Raw genomic sequence first — 19,203 nt, forward strand, 5'->3', positions numbered from 1 at the left:
GGGATGAACCGCAGGCAGCTCCTGGCGGCGAGCGCCCTCGCGGCTCCGGCGGCGGCGCTGGGCGGGTCCGCCGGAGCCGACCCGCCGCGGCAGCGCGGTGTCGTCACCGGCGCCGAGTCGCTCGCCCGCGACGGCTGGCGCGCGCTGGCCGGACGCCGGACGGGCGTCGTCACCAACCAGACGGGCGTGCTGCGCGACCAGACGCACGTGGTGGACTCGATGGTCGCCGCCGGTGTGCCGCCGGTGGCGGTCTTCGGCCCCGAGCACGGTTTCCGCGGCACCGCGCAGGCCGGTGGTTCCGAACACGACCAGCCGGACCCGCGCACCGGCCTGCCGGTGTACGACGCCCACGGCCTCGGCGCGGCGGCGCTCGCCGAGCGGTTCACCAGGGCGGGCGTGGACACCGTGGTGTTCGACGTCGCCGACGTCGGCGCGCGGTTCTACACCTACGTCTGGACGCTCTACACCGCGATGCAGGCGGCGGCGCTGACCGGCGCGGCCGTGGTCGTGCTCGACCGGCCCAACCCGGTCGGCGGCGCGGCGCGCGGCCCGCAGCTGGACCCCGCGCACGCCACGGGCGTCGGCCGCAAGCCGATCGTGCAGCAGCACGGCATGACCGTCGGCGAGCTGGCGTCGCTGTTCGACGCCGAGTTCCTGCCCTCCGACGGCGGCCGGGTGGCGGAGCTGGACGTGGTGCCGGTGCGCGGCTGGCGGCGCGACCAGCTCGACACCGGCCTGCCGTGGGTGCCGCCGAGCCCGAACGTGCCCACCAGGGACACGGCGCTGGTCTACCCCGGAACTTGCCTGTTCGAGGGGCTGGTGTTCTCCGAGGGCCGGGGCACGACGCGGCCGTTCGAGACGATCGGCGCACCGGGGCTGGACTGGCGGTGGGCCGAGCGGCTCAACACCCTGGGCCTGGCGGGCGTGCGGTTCCGCGAGACGTACTTCAACCCCGTGTTCGGCAAGTTCGCCGGGCAGCAGTGCGGCGGGGTGGCCCTGCACCTGACCGACCCGGCGCGCTTCGACGCGATCCGCGCGACCGTCGCCATGATCGTCACCGCGCGAGCCCTGTACCCCGATCGGTTCGGCTGGCGGCCGGACAACTGGATCGACAAGCTCAGCGGCTCCGACCGGCTGCGCCACATGGTCGACGCGGGCGCCGGGACCGACGAGGTCGTCGGTGCGTGGAGCGGCGAGCTGGCCGCCTTCGAGAAGACCCGTCAGCCCCATCTGCGCTACCGGTGAGGACGCGATGCGAATCCCTGCACTCATCACCGCCGCCCTGACGGCGACCGCCCTGGTGTCGGCCGGGGCGTCGGCGGCCCCCGGCTCCGCTCCCGGCCGCTTCGACGCGCCGCACGCGGGGTTCGCCCCGGCGTGGACGACGGTGCGGACCGGCACGCCCGCGTCCGCCGGACTCGATCCCGGCCCGCTCGACGAGGCGCTGCGCCGCGTGCGCGCCTTCACCGAGCCGGACCCGGCCACCGGGCACCCGCTGTACGCGGGCTCGGTGACGCTGATGGCGCACGAGGGCGTCGTGGTGGGGCAGGAGGCGGCGGGCTGGGCCGTGCGCTATTCCGACGGCACCGCCGCGGAGCTGCCCGCCGACCGGCGGGTGCCGATGACGCAGGACACGATCTTCGACCTCGCGTCGATCTCGAAGCTGTTCACGTCGATCGCGGTCATGCAGCAGGTCGAGGCCGGGCGGGTGGACCTGGACGCCCCGGTGTCGCGGTACCTGCCGGAGTTCGGCGTCAACGGCAAGGACGCCATCACGGTGACGCAGCTGCTGACCCACACCTCGGGGCTGGAGCCGTTCCTGCCGCTGTGGAGCGACTGGCCGGACGTGCCGGCGCGCATCGCGGCGGTGATGGAGGTGGCCCCGCAGGCCACGCCCGGCACGACCTACGTGTACTCGGACCTGAACCTCATCACGCTGGGCGTGCTGGTGCAGCGGGTGAGCGGCTCCCCGCTGGACGTGCTGGTGCGCGACGGCATCACCGCCCCGCTGAACCTCACCGACACCGGCTACAACCCGCCCGTCGCGAAGCTCGACCGGATCGCCGCGACGGAGTTCCAGACGACGCCGGCCCGCGGGATGGTGCGCGGTCAGGTGCACGACGAGAACGCGTGGTCGCTCGGCGGTGTCGCCGGGCACGCCGGGGTGTTCTCCACGGCGCGCGACCTGGCCGTGCTGGGGCAGGCGGTGCTCAACGGCGGCAGCTACGCGGGGCGGCGCGTCCTGCGGCAGGAGTCGGTCGAGAAGATGCTGACCGACTACAACACCGCGTTCCCGCAGGACTCCCACGGCCTCGGCTTCGAGCTGGACCAGCGCTGGTACATGGGCGCGCTGGCGTCGCCGCGCTCGGCGGGGCACACCGGGTACACGGGGACGACGCTCGTGCTGGACCCGCTGTCGCGGTCGATCGCGGTCCTGCTGACCAACCGGGTGCACCCGAGCCGGACCTGGGGCTCGATCAACCCGGCGCGGCGCGCCGTGGCGGACGGGCTGGCGAGGTCCATGGCGGTGCGGGCGCGGCAGGGGCACGACGCGTGGACGCCGACCACGACCGGGGCGACGCTGACGACGCGGGAGCTGCACGGCTCCGGCCGGGTGTCGTTCGACGCGTTCGTCGACCTCGACGAGGGCGACGGCGTGGTGCTGGAGTCGAGCGCGGACGGCGCGGCGTGGACGCCGGTGCCGCTGAACGTCGACGGGCGCGAGGTGCTGGCGCTGTCCGGCGCCGGGACGCGCCGCTGGGTGCCGGTGACCGCGCGGGCACCGGCGGGTCAGCTGCGCTGGGTCTACACGCGGGGCGCCGGGTACGGCGGACGCGGCGTGTACCTCGACGGCATCCGCGTCGTCGGGGGGCGTGGTCTGCTGCTGGACGCGGAGCGCGAGCCGCAGGCTCTCACGGCCGTGGGATGGTCACCCGCACATCGGTGAGTGCATCGCTCCGCATTACCAGTAATGTCGTTGAAATATCCCCATTATGCGCGTTTTGTCCACGGCGTGTGATTGCATGGGCTCTTACGAGTGATAGTTACACACAATTGGGGTGAGTTACGCCCACTGTGCGTTGACCTTGAGCAGAACGGTTAGTAAGTTTCCGACGTGTCCAGCCGAACTGACGCCGATTACACGGACTCCAGTCCCCTGGTGAAGATCCGCTCGTTGCTGCCGGGGCTGGCCCGCGCCGAGCAGCGGGTCGCCAAGGTCGTCCTGGAGAACCCCGGCACCGTCGCCCGTCGCAGCATCACCGAGGTGGCCGAGGCCGCCGGTACCAGCGAGACCACGGTCACGCGGTTCTGCAAGGCCATCGGCGTCGGCGGGTACCCGGAGCTGCGCATCGCGCTGGCCGCCGACACCGCGCGCACCGCGGCCCGCGCCGACCACGACCTCGGTGGCGACATCGGGCCGGCCGACGACCTGGCCCAGGTCGTCGGCAAGGTCGCGTTCGCCGACGCGCGCGCCGTCGAGGAGACCGCGGAGCAGCTCGACGTCGCCACGCTCCAGGCCGTCGTCGACGCGGTCGCCGGAGCGCGCCGGGTCGACGTCTACGGCTTCGGCGCGAGCGCGTTCGTCGCGTTCGACCTCCAGCAGAAGCTGCACCGCATCGGGCGCACCTGCTTCGCGTGGAACGACACCCACATCGCGCTCACCTCCGCCGCGGTGCTCGGCGGGGACGACGTGGCCGTGGGCATCTCGCACACCGGCTCCACGGTGGAGACGGTGGAGGCGCTGCGGGTCGCGCGGGAGCACGGCGCGACGACCGCGGCGCTCACGAACTTCCCGCGCTCGCCGATCAGCGAGGTCTCCGACCACGTGCTGACCACGGCCGCGCGCGAGACCACGTTCCGCTCCGGGGCGATGGCCAGCAGAATCGCCCAGCTCACGGTGGTCGACTGCCTGTTCATCGGCGTCGCCCAGCGGCACGTGGAGAGCGCCAAGAGCGCGCTGGAGGCGACCTACGAGGCGGTGTCCGGCCACCGCCTCGGCGCGCGGCCGGACGGTCGCCGCCGGCCGAGGGAGAACGGCAGGTGAGCGCGCCGGGAGGTGGCGCCGTCGTCAGCGTCGAGTCGCCCACCGAGTCGCGCAACCCCCGCACCGTGGACATCGACCGCGTGTCGACGCTCGACGTGGTGCGGCTGATCAACGCCGAGGACGCCACGGTGCCCGCCGCGGTCGCCGCGGTGCTGCCCGAGCTGGCGACGGCGGTCGACCTGGCCGTGGACGTCGTCCGGGCCGGCGGCCGGGTGCACTACGTGGGCGCGGGGACGTCCGGCCGGCTCGCGACGCTCGACGCCGCCGAGCTCGTGCCCACGTTCAACACCCCGCCGGACTGGTTCGTCGCCCACCACGCGGGCGGCCAGGCGGCCCTGGTGCGGGCGATCGAGGACGTCGAGGACCAGGCGGGCGACGGCGAGGCCCAGATCCGCGAGCACGCCACGGCCGCCGACCTCGTGCTGGGCGTGACGGCGTCCGGGCGCACGCCGTTCGTGATGGGCGCGCTGCGCGCCGCGCACGAGATGGGCGCGCGCACGGTGCTCGTGTCGAACAACCCCGGAGCCCCGGTGCCGACCGGCGTCGACGTGGTGATCGCCCTGGACACCGGCCCCGAGGCCATCGCCGGGTCGACCAGGATGAAGGCGGGCAACTCGCAGAAGCTGGTGCTCACGTCGTTCTCCACGGCCGTGATGGTGCGGCTGGGGCGGACGTACTCGAACCTCATGGTGAGCGTCCGGGCGACCAACGCGAAGCTGCGCGGGCGCACCGTGCGCATCCTGCGCGAGGCGACCGGCCTGGACGAGCGGGACTGCACGGACGCGCTGGCCGAGGCCGGTGGCGACCTCAGGGTGGCGCTCGTGCACCTGCTGTCCGGCACGTCGGCGGCTCGCGCGGCGGAGGCGCTCGACGCCTCCGACGGCCACGTCCGGCACGCGCTGGCCGCGCTGGGAGCCTGAGGGGCGCTCACGCGGGCCGGACGGGCCGCCACGGGATCGGCGTGGACAGGACCATGGCGCTGGACGTCTCGCCGTGCGCGGCGAGACGGACCAGCAGCCGTTCCAGCTCGCCGATCGACGTCGTCACCACCTTCACCACCGAGCAGATGTCGCCGGTCAGCCGCACGACCTCGACCACCTCCGGGCAGTCGTCGAGCAGTTCGGGGTGCACGGTGATGCACCGCGGGCCGTAGCACTTCATCCGCACCAGGGCGACCACGCCGCGGCCGGCGGCGACCGGGTCCACGACCGCCCGGTACCCGGTGATCACGCCCGCGTGCTCCAGTCTGCGCACGCGCTGCGCCACCGTCGGCGGTGACACGTGCACCCGCCGCGCCAGCTCGTTGTAGGACAGTCGCGCGTCCTCCTGGAGCGCCTCCAGCAGGGCGCGGTCCACATCGTCCAGTTCGGTTCTCATGAATGCAAAGCCAAGCAGGAAAATCGCTGTCGATCAGGAGATTTCTCCGTCGATCACCCCTGTGTCACCCATTCAGATTCTCCTGCGGTCGTTCCAGGATGTGCGGCATGACCTGTCCCGGCACCTCCAGCGCGCCCAAGCTCGACTTCGGCGGCACCACGCCGTACGAGGACTACGTGCACGCCTCCGCGCTGCACACCCTCCAGCGGCAGTGGTCCGACGACCCGCGCGAGATGTCGTTCCTGATGATCACGCAGGTGATGGAGCTGTACTTCGGCCTGCTGGCGTTCGAGTGGCGGCAGACGCAGCGGGAGCTGCGGGCCGACGACCTGCGCGCCGCCGCGCGGACGCTGCGACGCAGCGAACTGCACCTCCAGGCCCTCGACGCGGCGTGGCGGCCGATCGCGCGGATGACGCCGCGGGAGTTCAACTCCTTCCGCGACGCGCTGGGCGAGGGTTCGGGCTTCCAGTCGGGGATGTACCGCGAGGTGGAGTTCCTGCTCGGGGAGAAGTCGGCGTCGATGCTGGTGCCGCACCGCGCGGTCCCGGCCGTGCACGCCGCGCTGGAGGTGTCGCTGCACTCGCGCAGCCTCTACGACGACGTGCTCGCCGCCCTGCTGCGCCGCGGCCACGCCGTGCCGGAGGAGGTGCTCGCGCGGGACCTGAGCAAGCCGTACGCGCCGGACGAGGGCGTCGAGCGGGTGTGGACGGAGATCTACCGGGGCGACGCGAGCGACGAACTGGAACTGGGCGAGGCGCTGACCGACGTCGCGGAGGAGTTCACCCGCTGGCGGCACGACCACCTGCTGGCGACGCGGCGCGCGATGGGCGCCAAGGCGGGCACCGGCGGTTCGGCCGGGGTGGCCTGGCTGGAGAAGCGGGCGCAGCGCTCGATCTTCCCCGAGCTCTGGACCGCGAGGAGTCACGTGTGATCGACTCGGGTGTGGCCGCTCCCGCTCCCGCAGACCTGGACGCCGACGACCCGCTGGCGCCCGTGCGCGAGCTGTTCGACCTGGACGACGACGTCGTCTACCTGGACGGCAACTCCCTCGGCGCACCGCCGCGCGCGGTGGCGGAGCGGATGCGGCACGTGGTGCGCGAGCAGTGGGGCCGCCGGTTGATCCGCGCCTGGTCGGAGGGCTGGTGGGACGCCCCGCTGCGGGTGGGCGACCGGATCGGCCGCCTCGTCGGAGCCGCGCCGGGCCAGGTCGTCGTGGGCGACTCGACGAGCGTGAACCTGTTCAAGGCCCTGGTCGGGGCGGTGCGCGCCAATCCGGGGCGCGACGAGATCGTGGTGGAAGCCTCGACGTTCCCCACCGACGGCTACATCGCGCGCTCGGTGGCCGAGCTGACCGGGCACGCGCTGCGCCCGGTGCCGCCCGACGAGCTGGCCGGGGCGCTGTCCGAGCGGACGGCGGTCGTGCTGCTCAACCACGTCGACTACCGGACGGGCCGCCTGCTGGACGCGGCGGCGCTGACCGAGCAGGTGCACGCGGCGGGCGCGCTGGTGGTCTGGGACCTCTGCCACAGCGCGGGCGTGCTGCCGGTCGAGCTGGACGCGCTGGGCGTGGACCTGGCCGTGGGCTGCACCTACAAGTTCCTCAACGGCGGGCCGGGAGCACCGGCGTTCCTGTACGTGCCGCACGCGGCGCAGGCGACGTTCTCGCAGCCGCTGACCGGCTGGGCGGGGCACCGCGAGCCGTTCGCGATGGAGGAGGGCTACGCGCCCGCCGGGGGTGTCGGGCGCGGCCGGGCGGGCACGCCCGACGTCCTGTCGATGCTCGCGCTGGACGCCGCCCTGGACGTGTGGGACGGCGTGGACCTGCGCGACGTGCGGGCCAAGGGGCTCGCGCTGACCGCGCTGTTCCGCGCGGCCGTGGAGGACCTGCCCGGCATCGGCGTGCTCACCCCGGCCGACGAGTGGCGCGGTCACCAGATCTCGCTGCGCCACGCGGACGCCCGCGCGGTGGTGGGCGAGCTGGTCGAGCGGAACGTGATCGGCGACCACCGGCCGCCGGACGTGCTGCGGTTCGGCTTCGCGCCGCTGTACGTGCGGTACGCCGACGCGCAGCGGGCGGCGGAGGTGCTGGCCGACGTCCTGCGGACCCGCTGACGTGTGAGCCGCGACACACCGTGCGATGTTCTGCTGCCCCCGCGGCGTCTTGAGGTCGACGACGACGCCGAGCAGGGGAGGACGACCGTGGGAACCCGCACCGGAGCCGTGGCGGCGGACGGCGCGTCCCCCGACGTCGACGTGGTGACGCCGGGCACCGCTGACGAGGTGACGCTGGACGAGTCGCGCCCGGAGCACGTCCACGTCGCCTCGCCCGGACTGCCCGCCGTCTCGGCGACGTTCGACCTGCCCTCCGACGCCGCGGACACGGCCGTGCGGGTGCCGTGGCCGAGCAGCGTCACCGGTCGGTCCGCACCGGCAGCGCGATGGGCGGCGTGAGCTGACAGCGTTGTCGTCCCGAAGGGCCTCCGCGCGGCTCCTCGGGACGGGAGCGGGCACCGGGCCGGGGGACAGTGGCCCGACACGAACCACGAGGGGGAAGGACGATCATGTCCGTCAGGACGAGGAACGCGGTGGCGCTGGTCGCGGCGTGGGCGGCGCTGACCGCGTGCACGTCGGTCTCCGGCGGTAGCCCGACCGCGCAGGACGAGCAGCCGGCCAGCCGCGACGGCGGATCGTCCTCGGCCACCGGCACGGCGTCCGCCGGTCCCGCCCCGTGCGGGTCCAAGCAGCTCGACGTGACGACGGCGGCGGTGCAGTCCCAGCAGATGGGCGTGGAGCTGTTCGAGATCCGCTTCACCGCGAAGGCGGGCGCGACCTGCACGCTCGTGGGCGCGCCGGACGACCTGATCTTCCAGAAGGGGACCTCCCCGCTCGGCGTCGACCAGGCCCCGGACGGGCCGGAGCCCGCGGAGAGCGTCGTGGTCACCGCGGACAGCCCGAAGGCGGTCTACGTGAGCGCGCCGTCGCCGGAGGAGGCCGGTGCGCAGGCATCTCGGGTCACGTTCACCCTGCCGGGCGGCAACGGCGACGCCGTCACCGTCGCCTGGCCGGGCGATGTCAACGGTCCCGTGCGCGCCTCCAGGGTGGGCGACGTCGTCGGCTGACCGGGTCCGCTCAGGACACGGCGGCGTCGGCGATGCTCGTCGCCTCGCGGGCCCCGGCGACCAGCGCCTCGCACACGAACACGATCCAGCGGGTCAGGCCCTCCGGTTCGCCGCTCGCGAAGGCCGCGGACGCCGCCTCGTACTCGGCGGCACGCCGCAGGCAGGCCACCTCCGGCACGCCGAGCCCCTTGGGGTCGGTGCCGCTGACGATCGAGGTGAGCCGGGCCGCGGCGCGGGCGACGACGCCGCCCGCCACGTCGAACGGCGCGAGGCCGAGCAGCTCGCCGTGCACCACCGCCACGAGCAGCGGACCGGGCACGCGGGTGCCACCGGTGACCAGACCGGCCAGCAGGTCGAGCCGCTGCGACACGCCGGGCGCGGTGCGCGGGCGGCCAAGGTCGCCGTCGGCGACGAGGTCGGCGGCGGCCAGCACGTGCAGCCGCGCCAGCGCCTGGAGGGGTGCTCGCTGCCAGGTGGAGGACAGCACGCCGAGCGACTCGGCGACGCGCAGCGACCCGGCGAGCACGGGGTCGGAGACCTCTCCGTGCTCGGGGATCTCCGTGCTCCCGCCCTCCAGCGCGGCGGACGCGCGGGCGGCGCGCACGGACGCCTCGGCCGCCGTGGTGGCCCAGCCCCGCAGGTTCTGGCGGTGCCGGTGCACCTGGAAGACGGCGTCCTTCGCCCCGTTCACGGCGTCGGCGACGCCGGGCAGGTCGAGCAGCGGTGCCAGCGGATCGGTCACGGCGGGGCACAGTACCCGCGTCCGAAGCGGCCTGCTGACATCGCCCGGACGTGGCCGTTCTCCGAGGGCCACCGACGGATCGGCGCCGGGCACGAGCGCACGGCCCCCGAACACCGCGGCCGAGCTGACGTCGCTCACCAGGGCGTTCGCCGTGCTGGGCGCGCACCGCGCCGGGTGGCGCACCGCGTCCGCGAGGACGGTTCGCTGCGCGACACCGTCGTCCCCTCCGGCACGGCGACCGAGCGGCCCGACGTGCGGGAACGGCTCGCGGCCCGGCTCGGGCGGCCCGCGCTCGCGTGAGCCGTGCCGCTGGTCGCAGTGCACGTGTCGTTCAGCCGCATCCCGGCCACGACCGGGTGGCACACGGCGGCGGAGCCGGGTTACACAGTTGTCCACGCGTTTCGGGTGAACGCGGGCAGCCGCTCAGATTGGTCTGAACCTTTCTGGTCCACTGCCCTGTCGGAGCGGGCTCCGTCGCACTACGTTCGTCACCGAGTCGCACGGACTGGCGAGCCATTCAGGAGGTCTGAGCACCATGACCCAGTCGCACGACCAGGGCGCCACCCTGGACAACCTGCTGAACGAGAGCAGGACGTTCCCGCCGAGCGAGGAGTTCGCCTCGCAGGCCAACGCGACCGCCGAGCTGTACGACCGGGCGAGCGCCGACCGGGAGGCGTTCTGGGCCGAGCAGGCCGACCGGCTGCACTGGGACACGCGGTGGAACCAGGTGCTCGACTGGTCGGACCCGCCGTTCGCGAAGTGGTTCGTCGGCGGCAAGCTCAACGTCGCCTACAACTGCGTCGACCGGCACGTCGAGTCCGGTCACGGCGACCAGGTCGCCGTCCACTGGGAGGGCGAGCCCGGCGACAGCCGCGCCATCACCTACGCCGAGCTCCAGCGCGAGGTGTCGAAGGCCGCCAACGCCCTGACGTCGCTGGGTCTGGAGGCCGGCGACCGCGTCGCGATCTACATGCCGATGATCCCCGAGGCGATCTTCTCGATCCTCGCCGTGGCACGGCTGGGCGCGACGCACTCCGTGGTCTTCGCCGGGTTCTCCGCCGAGGCGCTGCGCACCCGCATCGAGGACGCCTCCGCGAAGCTCGTGATCACCACCGACGGCCAGTACCGGCGCGGCAAGCCCGTCGGCATCAAGGGCGCCGTGGACGAGGCCGTCGCCAAGACGTCCAGCGTCACCAACGTGATCGTCGTGAAGCGCACCGAGTCCGACGTGGAGTGGACGCAGGGCCGCGACCTGTGGTGGCACGACGTGGTCGACGCCCAGTCCGACCAGCACACGCCCGAGGCGTTCGACTCCGAGCACCCGCTGTTCATCCTCTACACGTCGGGCACGACGGGGAAGCCCAAGGGCATCCTGCACACCTCGGGCGGCTACCTCACGCAGGCCGCGTACACGCACGACGTGGTGTTCGACCTCAAGCCCGACAGCGACGTGTACTGGTGCACCGCCGACATCGGCTGGGTCACCGGGCACAGCTACATCGTCTACGGGCCGCTGGCCAACCGCGTGACGCAGGTCGTCTACGAGGGCACTCCCAACACGCCGCACGAGGGCAGGCACTGGGAGATCGTCCAGAAGTACGGCGTGTCCATCTACTACACGGCGCCGACGCTGATCCGCACGTTCATGAAGTGGGGCGCGGACATCCCCGCGAGGTACGACCTGTCGTCGCTGCGCGTGCTGGGCAGCGTCGGCGAGCCGATCAACCCCGAGGCGTGGATCTGGTACCGCGAGCACGTCGGCGCGAGCCGCACGCCGATCGTGGACACGTGGTGGCAGACCGAGACCGGCGCCATCATGATCTCGCCGCTGCCCGGCGTGATCTCCGCGAAGCCCGGCTCGGCGCAGCGGCCGCTGCCCGGCATCAGCGCGAAGGTCGTGGACGAGCAGGGCGTCGAGGTCGCGCACGGCGGTGGCGGCTACCTCGTGCTCGACCAGCCGTGGCCGTCGATGCTGCGCGGCATCTGGGGCGACGAGGCGCGCTACCGCGACACCTACTGGTCGCGGTTCGGCGAGGAGGGCTTCTACTTCGCCGGTGACGGCGCCAAGTACGACTCGGACGGCGACGTCTGGCTGCTCGGCCGGGTGGACGACGTGATGAACGTGTCCGGGCACCGCATCTCGACCACCGAGGTCGAGTCGGCGCTCGTGTCGCACCCGACCGTGGCCGAGGCCGCCGTCGTCGGAGCGTCGGACCCGACCACGGGTCAGGGCATCGTCGCGTTCGTCATCCTGCGCGGCGGCGTCCCGCAGGACACGTCGTCCGGCGAGGAGGCGATCAAGGCGCTGCGCGAGCACGTGGCGAAGGAGATCGGCCCGATCGCGAAGCCCCGGCAGATCATGGTCGTGCCCGAGCTGCCGAAGACCCGCTCCGGCAAGATCATGCGCCGCCTGCTGCGCGACGTGGCGGAGAACCGCGAGGTCGGCGACGTCACGACGCTGGCGGACTCGTCGGTCATGGACCTGATCTCGACGGGTCTGAAGAAGGGGTCCGGCGAGGACTGATCCCGCTCCGCGAGAGGCGTCCCGGCCGTCGGGACGCCCCTCGCGGACGAGTGGGTTAGGGTTACCGGCAGGTGCGCCGGGAAGTCTGGTCGGCAGTTCTGTCGCCACACCCTGGAGCCGATGACGTGAACCGCCCTCAGCAGGTCGCCGCCGAGTTCGCCCGCTACCTGCGCACCGAGACCACCGGCGGGCTGATCCTGCTGGGCGCCACCGCCGTCGCCCTGCTGTGGGCGAACTCCCCGGCCGGCCCCCTCTACGAGGCGATCCGCGACTTCCACGTCGGCCCGGCGTCGCTGCACCTGGACCTGTCGATCGGCGACTGGGCCAAGGACGGCCTGCTCGCGATCTTCTTCTTCGTGGCCGGTCTGGAGCTCAAGCGCGAACTCATCCTGGGCGAGCTGTCCGACCTCCGAGCGGCGGCCCTCCCGGTGATCGCCGCGGTGGGCGGCATGGTCGTCCCGGCGCTGGTCGCGCTGGCCGTCGGCTGGGGCGAGCCCGGGATCGAACGGGCGTGGGCAATCCCCGTCGCCACGGACATCGCCTTCGCCCTCGGCGTCCTCGCGATCACCTCGTCCGGGCTGCCCAGCGGCCTGCGGGTGTTCCTGCTCAGCCTCGCCGTCGTCGACGACCTGGGCGCGATCCTCGTCATCGCGGTCCTGTTCACCTCGACGTTCGACCTGCTGGCCGCCGCCGGGGCGGTGCTGCTGCTCGTCCTCTACCGGTACCTCCAGCACAAGCGGGTGACGACTCCCCTGCTGTACGTGCCCATCGCCGTGGCCACCTGGGCGCTCGTGCACGCCGCCGGTGTGCACGCCACGATCGCCGGCGTGGCGCTGGCCCTGCTCACCCGCACCACGAAGGACCCCGGCGAGCACGAGTGCCCGGCCGTGCGCCTGGAGCACCGCCTCCAGCCCTGGTCCGCCGGGCTGGCCGTGCCGGTGTTCGCGCTGTTCGCGGCCGGGGTCCCGATCGGCGCGGAGGCCCTGCGCAGCACGTTCACCTCGCCCGTCCCGCTCGCCGTGCTGCTCGGTCTGGTCGTGGGCAAGGTCGTCGGCATCGTGGCGGCCTCCGCGCTGGCCGTCCTGCTCGGGCTCGCCGTGTGGCCGCGCGGCGCGGGACCGCGCGACGTCGTGGCGGTGGCGATGCTCGGCGGCGTCGGCTTCACCGTGAGCCTGCTCATCGCCGACCTCGCGCTCGACGGCGAGGCCGCCGAGCAGGCCAAGGCCGCCGTGCTCGTCGCCTCGCTCGTGGCCTCCCTCCTCGCCGCCGTCCTGCTGGTCCGGCGCAGCCGGGCGCACCAGCGCGCCGACGACGAGGACGACACGGACGCGTGATCCCCCGGTCGGAGCGCCCGGCCACCGTGCGCATGGCACGATGACCGGGTGACCAGCGCGAGGGAGAACGCAGTGGGCAACGGCCGCGACGGGTTGCCGCCGGTTCCGTCGATTCCGCTGACCGCGGAGGATCTGGAGCAGGTGGTGGGCGAGACGTCGATCGGCGGTCTCGTCCGCGACGCCACGGCGCACCTGTCCACCCTGGTCAGAGCAGAGGTGGAGCTCGCGAGGTCCGAGGTCGCCGCGGAGATCAAGAAGGGTGTGCGGGGCAGCGTCTACTTCATCGTCGCGCTGACGGTGCTGCTGTTCAGCCTGTTCTTCTTCTTCCTCGCCCTCGGGTTCCTGGGTTCGGACCTGGGGCTGCCCCTGTCGGCGTCCTTCGCCATCGTCTTCGTGCTGATGCTGCTGATCACCGCGGCGTTCGGCTTCCTGGGCTACAAGAAGGTGCGCAAGCTCAAGGCTCCGGAGAAGACCATCTCCTCGGCCAGGGACACCGTGGCCACCCTGCGGCACCGCGACGGCCGCTGAGCGTTCCGGTGCCGCCACCACCCGATCCGTCCGCAGTGCGGGTCAGCGGTCCCTGGACCCACCGCGACGTGTCGGCCAACGGCATCAGGCTGCACGTCGCCGAACTCGGCGAGGGACCGCTGGTCCTGATGCTGCACGGGTTTCCGCAGTTCTGGTGGTCCTGGCGGCACCAGCTCACGTCGCTGGCCGAGGCCGGGTACCGCGCCGTCGCGGTGGACCTGCGCGGGTACGGCGACTCCGACAAGCCCCCGCGCGGTTACGACGGCTTCACGCTCGCCGGTGACGTGGCCGGGCTGGTCAAGGCGCTCGGCGAGCGTCGCGCGCACCTCGTGGGTCACGCGTGGGGCGGGATGCTGGCGTGGACCGCCGCCGCGATGCACCCCCGCGTCGCGCACTCGGTGTCGGTGATCTCCGCGCCGCACCCGCTGGCGCTGCGCCGCGAGATCCGCCGCCACCCGCGCGGCCAGGGCCGCGCCGCGAGCCACGTCCTGCGCTTCCAGGCCCCGGTGTTCCCCGAGCGCTGGCTCACCGGTGACGGTGCCGCCGCCGTGTCCCGGCTGCTGCACGCCTGGTCCGGTCCCAAGTGGACGGTCGCACCGGAGTTCGACGAGGTCGTGCGGCTCAACCGGCAGGCGATGCTGGTGCCCGGCGTCGCCCACAGCTCCCTGGAGTACTACCGCTGGGCCGCGCGCTCGCAGCTGCGCGGTGACGGTCGGCGCTTCGCCGAGGCGATCGACCGGCGCGTGGAGGTGCCGGTGCTGCAGGTGCACGGCGCGATGGACCCGGTGATGCTGGAGTCGACGGCGCTGGCGTCGGCGTCCTGGCTCGGCCCGCGGTCGCACTACCGCTGCATCCCCGAGGTGGGCCACTTCCCCCACCAGGAGGCCCCGCACACGACGAGCAAGCTGCTGACGGACTTCCTCGCGCGCCTCTGATCGGCCCGAACGCTCCACTCGCGGTGCGCGAACGCTCAACTCGTGGTGCCCGAACGCTCAACTCGCGCAGTTCTGGGTCGAGGCTCGGCGGATCAGCTGGGGGGCGCGGGCCACCTCGTCGGCCACCTCCTGCGCCGTCAGCACGAAGCCCGTCTCCTGGTCGTCCACGGCCGCGCCGAACACCACGCCCATCACGCGGCCGTCCGGGTCCACCAGCGGGCCGCCGGAGTTGCCGCTGCGGACCTTGGCCCGCACGGTGTAGACGTCCCTGGTCACGGTCTGCGCATCGTAGATGTCGGGGCCGCGCAGCGGGATGCGCTCGCGCACCCTGGCCTCCGACGCCGTGTACGGCCCGTCGAGCGGGTAGCCGAGCACGATGCCGTCCTGCCCCTGCGCGATCTCGCCCTGGCGGAACTCCAGCGGCGTGGCCTGGAGGTCGGGCACGGCGAGGATCGCCAGGTCGGTCTGCGGGTCGTAGTTCACGACGGTCGCGTCGAACTGCCCGCGGCCCACCTCGACGGTGACCTCGCTGGTGCCCGCGACGACGTGGGCGTTCGTCATGACCCGCTCGGGGGCGATCACGAAGCCGGTGCCCTCCAGCGCGCGGGAGCACGACGGGGCCCGGCCGCGCACCTTGAGCACGCTGGGCCGCAGCTTCTGCACGACGGGGTTGGTGCCGAGCGTCGGGTCGGGCGGGCCGACGTCGTTGATCGGGGTGCGGTTGAACGGGTCGATCGCGGCCGGGAAGCCGGACACGTCGAGCAGGTTCTGCAGGTCGCCGGACAGCCGCTTCGCCGACTCCGGCATCGCGGCGTCCACCGCGTGCAGGATCGTCGACTCCTTGATGGCCTTGGTCAGGCCGGGCAGCCCCGCGACGGTCGTGAGCGGCAGCGCGATCATCCACGCCACGGCGAACACCACGACGCCCTGCACGATCGCGCCGAGCGCGTTGTCCAGCCCGCGCAGGGGTGTCGCGTTCACCCTGGACTTGATGGACCGGCCGACGTACACGCCGATCGTCTCGCCGAGCGCCACCAGCAGCACGAGGATGCCGACGGTGAAGACGACCTTGGTGACGACGTTGTCGAACTGGGTCACGACCAGCGGCGCGACCTGCGTTCCGAGCACGAGTCCGATCAGCACGCCGCCGAAGGCGGGCAGCGCGACGACCATGCCCTGCCTGGCGCCGGACACCGCGGCGAACGCGGCGAGCGCCAGCACGAGCAGGTCAACCCAGTTCACGCCGTTACCTCCGCCGAGTCGCTACGTAGCGCGCAACGCTAGTTCAAGGTCCCTGACGTCCGCGTGGTTCCACGGACGCTCCCAGCCTCCCAGGGTCAGCAGGCCGCTGAGCAGGCCGGCCGTGAATCCCCACACCAGCATCCCCGGTGCCGAGAACGCCGGCCCCTGGTAGCCGGAGGAGTGGCGCACGCGGAACCGGTTGGCCGGGTCCACGAGGTGCGAGATCGGGACGCGCGCGACCGCCGCCGTCTCACCGGGGTCGACCGGCGCGACCGGGCTCGGCCGGTCCCAGTGGGCGAGCACGGGCGTGACCAGGTAGCTCGACACCGGCACGTACAGGTCGGGCAGCAGGGCCACCGGCCGCACGCCCTCGCGCAGCACGCCGGTCTCCTCCAGCGCCTCGCGCAGCGCCGTGTCCACGGGTCCGTCGTCGGTCGGGTCGGCGCCGCCGCCGGGGAAGGCGACCTGGCCGGGGTGCGAGCCGAGCGAGTCGGCGCGGCGCAGCAGCAGCACGTCGGGGCCGTTCTCCCCCTCGCCGAACAGCACGAGCACCGCCGCGGGACGGGCGGTGCCCTCCGGTGGCGGCGAGATGCGGGTGAACGCGGTGGAGTCGATCGCGTCGACGGCCTCGACCAGACCGGACATCCACTCCGGCACCTCGGACGGGTCCACCAGCGGTCCTGGCCGCGTCATCCCTCCACCACCCCTCTGACCTGGTCGACGGTGGAGAACAGCACCGGGTCGGACACCTGCGAGAGCGTGCCGTCGGCGGCGAGCAGGTAGCTGACCGGCAGCGCCTCGGGAGATCCGAGCGCCTTGCGCACGACGTCCTCCCGGTCGAACAGCGACGGCATCCGCACTCCCAGCGAGGACAGCAGTTCGAGCCCGGCGCCCTCCTCCGACTGCACCTGCACCAGGAGTACGGGCCGCGAGCCGGGAAGGTTCGCGTAGCTGTCCAGCACCCGCAACTCCTTCGCGCACGGCTGGCACCAGCTCGCCCAGAAGTTCACCAGGACCGGACCCTCCGCCAGGAGGGCCGCGGGGTCGACGGGACCGCCGTCGCCGAGGCACGTGGCCCGCAGGCCCCGGAGCACCTCGGGTCCGGCGCCGGGCGTGCCGGGAGGACACGGCGGCAGCGCGGCCCTCGCCCGCATCGCCACGACGTCCTGGTCGGCGCGCGGGGACGGCACCGGCACCGCCGCCCTCTCCTCGTCCCGCGGCCACAGCGCGATCCCGCCCGCGACGACGAGCACGAGCACCACGACGAGCCAGCGGACGCGGGTGCTCACCCGCCGCTCCGGCCGAGCTTCTCCCCCGCTCGCACCCGCTCCGCGAGTGCGATCAGGTGCTCGGCCTCGTCGCCCTTGACGAGCTTCGCGGCCCGCACGGGATCGGTCTGCCCGATGCCGTAGGAGGGGCACTCGGGAGCCAGCAGGCACGCCCCGCACGCGGGGGTGCGGGAGTGGCAGACGCGGCGGCCGTGCCAGATCACCCGGTGGTTCAGCAGGTTCCAGTCCTTGCGCTCGATCAGCGGGCCGATCGCGTGCTCGACCTTGACCGGGTCCTCCTCCTGCGTCCAGCCCCAGCGCCGCACGAGGCGGCCGAAGTGCGTGTCGACGGTGATGCCGGGCACGCCGAAGGCGTCGCCGAGCACGACGTTCGCGGTCTTGCGGCCCACGCCGGGCAGGGTGACGAGGTCCTCCAGGCGGCCGGGCACCTCGCCGTGGAACCGCTCCACGAGCGCGGCGCCGAGGCCCAGCAGCGACGTGGTCTTGTTCCGGTAGAAGCCGGTCGGCCGGATCAGCTCCTCCAGCTCGGCCCGGTCGGCGCCGGCGTAGTCGGCGGCCGTGCGGTAGCGGGCGAACAGGGCGGGCGTGACCTCGTTGACGCGCTTGTCGGTGCACTGCGCGGAGAGCACGACGGCGACGATCAGCTCCAGCGGGGTGGTGAAGTCCAGTTCGCAGTGGGCGCCGGGATATCCCTCGGCGAGGACCCTGACCGTTCGGCGCGCGCGTCGAACCAGTCCGGCTCTCGTCTCCGTCTTCCCGGTGCGGACCTTCGGGTCCGCCGCTCCCGCCGCGGAGTCGGCCGGAGTGTGACGACGCGTGGCAGGGGGCACGGACCCAGGGTAGTCAACACGCCGGGCAGACCCCTCCCGTGCGTTCGGAAACACGATGCGCAAGGATCGGGGCCATCATGGAAGCCTGGTTCGTCATCGCCGTTCCGATCGTGATCATGTTCTTCGCGCTCTTCATGGAGCGCGTCGAAGCTCGGCTCAGGCACGTCGCCGTGCAGGAGGACGAGGTCGAGGAGTTCCTGGAGCAGGCCCGGCCGGACGAGGTCAGGGCGCTCTACGGACACGGCATCGGCCGAGCGCTGGAGCTGTTCCGTCTGCGCCGGCTCGGTGGCCGCGCGCGCAACCTCCGACAGAAGCGAACCCAGCGGTAGCCATCCCGACGCCACCGGCCCGCGCAGCAGTGCTCCGCGGGCCGTTCGCACGCCCTGACCACGGCCGAGATCGACCGGGGAGTAGGTTGATCGGCGAGCCGGTCAGCGATCCTCTGGACACCGAATAGACTGCTCACAGTGATCGGCGGCACGGCGCTCGTTCCGCCAGAAGGCGGAAGGCGTTGAGCCTGCCGCGTGTCGACAGGAGGAACCCAGGTGGACGAGACCCTGGCCCGCGCGGGCATCTTCCAGGGGGTTGAGCCGGCTGCGGCTGAGGCGCTGGCGCAGACCCTGGAGTCGGTCGAGTTCCCGCGTGGTCACGTGATCTTCGCGGAGGGCGAGCCGGGAGACCGGCTCTACATCATCCAGTCCGGCAAGGTGAAGATCGGCCGGAAGTCCCCGGACGGTCGCGAGAACCTGCTGGGCATCTTCGGGCCGTCGGACATGTTCGGCGAGCTGTCGATCTTCGACCCCGGCCCGCGGACGTCCACGGCCACCACGGTGACCGAGGTCCGTGCGGTGAGCATGGACCGACCGGCCCTGCGGCAGTGGATCACCAACCGGCCGGAGATCGCCGAGCAGCTGCTGCGCGCGCTGGCGCGTCGCCTGCGCCGGACGAACTCGATGCTGGCCGACCTGATCTTCACGGACGTGCCCGGCCGGGTCGCCAAGGCCCTGCTCCAGCTCGCCCAGCGCTTCGGCAGCCAGGAGGCCGGTCTGCTGCGGGTCACCCACGACCTGACGCAGGAGGAGATCGCCCAGTTCGTCGGCGCCTCGCGCGAGACCGTGAACAAGGCGCTCGCCGACTTCGCGCACCGCGGCTGGCTGCGCCTGGAGGGCAAGAGCGTGCTGATCCTGGACCCCGAGCGGCTGGCCCGCCGGGCGCGGTGACGCCCGCTCCACCGCGA

Annotated in this window: 21 protein-coding genes; 15 read left to right on the forward strand and 6 right to left on the reverse strand. The window is 73.1% G+C overall.

Translation table 11 applies throughout. From position 1 onward, the window contains the following. Window positions 1–3: 3 nt before the first annotated feature. The 4 genes from IMZ35_RS26850 (at window position 4) to murQ (ending at window position 4,965) form a co-directional block, all read left to right on the forward strand. The gene (locus tag IMZ35_RS26850) at window positions 4–1,245 is read left to right on the forward strand and encodes an exo-beta-N-acetylmuramidase NamZ family protein (protein ID WP_199443985.1); all 1,242 of its coding nucleotides are present in this window, start codon (window positions 4–6) and stop codon (window positions 1,243–1,245) included. 7 nt (window positions 1,246–1,252) lie between these two features. Continuing rightward, complete coding sequence (locus IMZ35_RS26855; RefSeq protein ID WP_199443986.1) at window positions 1,253–2,947, forward strand: serine hydrolase domain-containing protein; 1,695 nt, start codon at window positions 1,253–1,255, stop codon at window positions 2,945–2,947. Between the two features lie 213 nt (window positions 2,948–3,160). Continuing rightward, complete coding sequence (locus tag IMZ35_RS26860; RefSeq protein WP_199444044.1) at window positions 3,161–4,045, forward strand: MurR/RpiR family transcriptional regulator; 885 nt, start codon at window positions 3,161–3,163, stop codon at window positions 4,043–4,045. Next, a complete protein-coding gene (gene murQ, locus IMZ35_RS26865; protein ID WP_199443987.1) occupies window positions 4,042–4,965 on the forward strand; it encodes an N-acetylmuramic acid 6-phosphate etherase in 924 nt (307 codons plus the stop codon). The genes IMZ35_RS26860 and murQ overlap by 4 nt, the downstream gene beginning before the upstream one ends. Before the next feature lie 7 nt (window positions 4,966–4,972). Here murQ and IMZ35_RS26870 read toward each other — a convergent pair whose 3' ends face one another. Then, window positions 4,973–5,422: an Lrp/AsnC family transcriptional regulator gene (locus IMZ35_RS26870; RefSeq protein WP_199443988.1), complete on the reverse strand. Its 450-nt coding sequence runs from the start codon at window positions 5,420–5,422 to the stop codon at window positions 4,973–4,975. A 107-nt stretch (window positions 5,423–5,529) separates the two neighbouring features. Between IMZ35_RS26870 and IMZ35_RS26875 the strand changes: the two genes are divergently transcribed. The 4 genes from IMZ35_RS26875 to IMZ35_RS26890 all read left to right on the forward strand — a co-directional run bounded on the left by IMZ35_RS26875 (window position 5,530) and on the right by IMZ35_RS26890 (window position 8,542). After that, on the forward strand, window positions 5,530–6,354 hold the full coding sequence (locus IMZ35_RS26875; RefSeq protein WP_229373371.1) for a tryptophan 2,3-dioxygenase: 825 nt from the start codon (window positions 5,530–5,532) through the stop codon (window positions 6,352–6,354). After that, window positions 6,351–7,535, forward strand: a complete 1,185-nt coding sequence (gene kynU, locus IMZ35_RS26880; protein ID WP_307868847.1) for a kynureninase — start codon at window positions 6,351–6,353, stop codon at window positions 7,533–7,535. The genes IMZ35_RS26875 and kynU overlap by 4 nt, the downstream gene beginning before the upstream one ends. An 87-nt stretch (window positions 7,536–7,622) precedes the next feature. Further along, window positions 7,623–7,874: a hypothetical protein gene (locus IMZ35_RS26885; RefSeq protein WP_199443990.1), complete on the forward strand. Its 252-nt coding sequence runs from the start codon at window positions 7,623–7,625 to the stop codon at window positions 7,872–7,874. Between the two features lie 110 nt (window positions 7,875–7,984). After that, a complete protein-coding gene (locus tag IMZ35_RS26890) occupies window positions 7,985–8,542 on the forward strand; it encodes a DUF4232 domain-containing protein (protein ID WP_199443991.1) in 558 nt (185 codons plus the stop codon). Between the two features lie 10 nt (window positions 8,543–8,552). On the opposite strand, the gene IMZ35_RS26895 is transcribed toward IMZ35_RS26890, so the two are convergent. Further along, complete coding sequence (locus IMZ35_RS26895) at window positions 8,553–9,284, reverse strand: oxidoreductase (RefSeq protein WP_199443992.1); 732 nt, start codon at window positions 9,282–9,284, stop codon at window positions 8,553–8,555. Window positions 9,285–9,458: 174 nt separating this feature from the next. On the opposite strand from IMZ35_RS26895, the gene IMZ35_RS31570 reads away from it, so the two are divergent. From IMZ35_RS31570 to IMZ35_RS26915, 5 genes are all read left to right on the forward strand, one after another. Continuing rightward, on the forward strand, window positions 9,459–9,584 hold the full coding sequence (locus IMZ35_RS31570; RefSeq protein ID WP_267877286.1) for a hypothetical protein: 126 nt from the start codon (window positions 9,459–9,461) through the stop codon (window positions 9,582–9,584). A 235-nt stretch (window positions 9,585–9,819) separates the two neighbouring features. Beyond that, a complete protein-coding gene (gene acs, locus IMZ35_RS26900; RefSeq protein WP_199443993.1) occupies window positions 9,820–11,808 on the forward strand; it encodes an acetate--CoA ligase in 1,989 nt (662 codons plus the stop codon). 125 nt (window positions 11,809–11,933) lie between these two features. Further along, window positions 11,934–13,142 carry a Na+/H+ antiporter NhaA gene (nhaA, locus tag IMZ35_RS26905; RefSeq protein WP_199443994.1) on the forward strand — a complete coding sequence of 403 codons (1,209 nt, stop codon included), beginning with the start codon at window positions 11,934–11,936 and terminating at the stop codon, window positions 13,140–13,142. A gap of 48 nt (window positions 13,143–13,190) precedes the next feature. Beyond that, complete coding sequence (locus tag IMZ35_RS26910) at window positions 13,191–13,670, forward strand: phage holin family protein (protein ID WP_199443995.1); 480 nt, start codon at window positions 13,191–13,193, stop codon at window positions 13,668–13,670. A 35-nt stretch (window positions 13,671–13,705) separates the two neighbouring features. Continuing rightward, window positions 13,706–14,605: an alpha/beta fold hydrolase gene (locus tag IMZ35_RS26915; protein ID WP_438816902.1), complete on the forward strand. Its 900-nt coding sequence runs from the start codon at window positions 13,706–13,708 to the stop codon at window positions 14,603–14,605. Between the two features lie 57 nt (window positions 14,606–14,662). Here the strand turns inward: IMZ35_RS26915 and IMZ35_RS26920 are convergent, their stop codons facing one another. From IMZ35_RS26920 to nth, 4 genes are read right to left on the reverse strand one after another with little or no spacing between them, the layout of a single operon-like run. Further along, window positions 14,663–15,847 (reverse strand): MarP family serine protease, encoded by a 1,185-nt coding sequence (locus IMZ35_RS26920; RefSeq protein WP_199443997.1) that lies wholly within the window; start codon window positions 15,845–15,847, stop codon window positions 14,663–14,665. A gap of 21 nt (window positions 15,848–15,868) precedes the next feature. Continuing rightward, the gene (locus tag IMZ35_RS26925; RefSeq protein WP_199443998.1) at window positions 15,869–16,540 is read right to left on the reverse strand and encodes an NUDIX hydrolase; all 672 of its coding nucleotides are present in this window, start codon (window positions 16,538–16,540) and stop codon (window positions 15,869–15,871) included. Then, entirely contained in the window at window positions 16,537–17,136 is a 600-nt protein-coding gene (locus IMZ35_RS26930) for a TlpA family protein disulfide reductase (protein ID WP_199443999.1), read from the reverse strand. Before IMZ35_RS26930 ends, IMZ35_RS26925 begins: the two co-directional genes overlap by 4 nt. After that, window positions 17,133–17,870, reverse strand: a complete 738-nt coding sequence (gene nth, locus IMZ35_RS26935) for an endonuclease III (RefSeq protein WP_229373450.1) — start codon at window positions 17,868–17,870, stop codon at window positions 17,133–17,135. The genes IMZ35_RS26930 and nth overlap by 4 nt, the downstream gene beginning before the upstream one ends. A gap of 173 nt (window positions 17,871–18,043) precedes the next feature. Between nth and IMZ35_RS26940 the strand changes: the two genes are divergently transcribed. Together IMZ35_RS26940 and IMZ35_RS26945 are read left to right on the forward strand one after the other, a co-directional pair. Continuing rightward, window positions 18,044–18,295: a hypothetical protein gene (locus IMZ35_RS26940; protein ID WP_199444001.1), complete on the forward strand. Its 252-nt coding sequence runs from the start codon at window positions 18,044–18,046 to the stop codon at window positions 18,293–18,295. 216 nt (window positions 18,296–18,511) lie between these two features. After that, complete coding sequence (locus IMZ35_RS26945) at window positions 18,512–19,186, forward strand: Crp/Fnr family transcriptional regulator (RefSeq protein ID WP_015097742.1); 675 nt, start codon at window positions 18,512–18,514, stop codon at window positions 19,184–19,186. Window positions 19,187–19,203 lie beyond the last annotated feature (17 nt).

It is taken from the genome of Umezawaea beigongshangensis, assembly GCF_016464305.1.
Lineage (GTDB): Bacteria > Actinomycetota > Actinomycetes > Mycobacteriales > Pseudonocardiaceae > Umezawaea_A > Umezawaea_A beigongshangensis.

Coding starts and splice junctions, on each gene's coding strand:
- IMZ35_RS26850 (WP_199443985.1), top strand. CDS start 4: ATGAACCGCAGGCAGCTCCTGGCGGCGAGCGCCCTCGCGGCTCCGGCG.
- IMZ35_RS26855 (WP_199443986.1), top strand. CDS start 1,253: ATGCGAATCCCTGCACTCATCACCGCCGCCCTGACGGCGACCGCCCTG.
- IMZ35_RS26870 (WP_199443988.1), bottom strand. CDS start 5,422: ATGAGAACCGAACTGGACGATGTGGACCGCGCCCTGCTGGAGGCGCTC.
- IMZ35_RS26875 (WP_229373371.1), top strand. CDS start 5,530: ATGACCTGTCCCGGCACCTCCAGCGCGCCCAAGCTCGACTTCGGCGGC.
- IMZ35_RS26890 (WP_199443991.1), top strand. CDS start 7,985: ATGTCCGTCAGGACGAGGAACGCGGTGGCGCTGGTCGCGGCGTGGGCG.
- acs (WP_199443993.1), top strand. CDS start 9,820: ATGACCCAGTCGCACGACCAGGGCGCCACCCTGGACAACCTGCTGAAC.
- IMZ35_RS26925 (WP_199443998.1), bottom strand. CDS start 16,540: ATGACGCGGCCAGGACCGCTGGTGGACCCGTCCGAGGTGCCGGAGTGG.
- IMZ35_RS26940 (WP_199444001.1), top strand. CDS start 18,044: ATGGAAGCCTGGTTCGTCATCGCCGTTCCGATCGTGATCATGTTCTTC.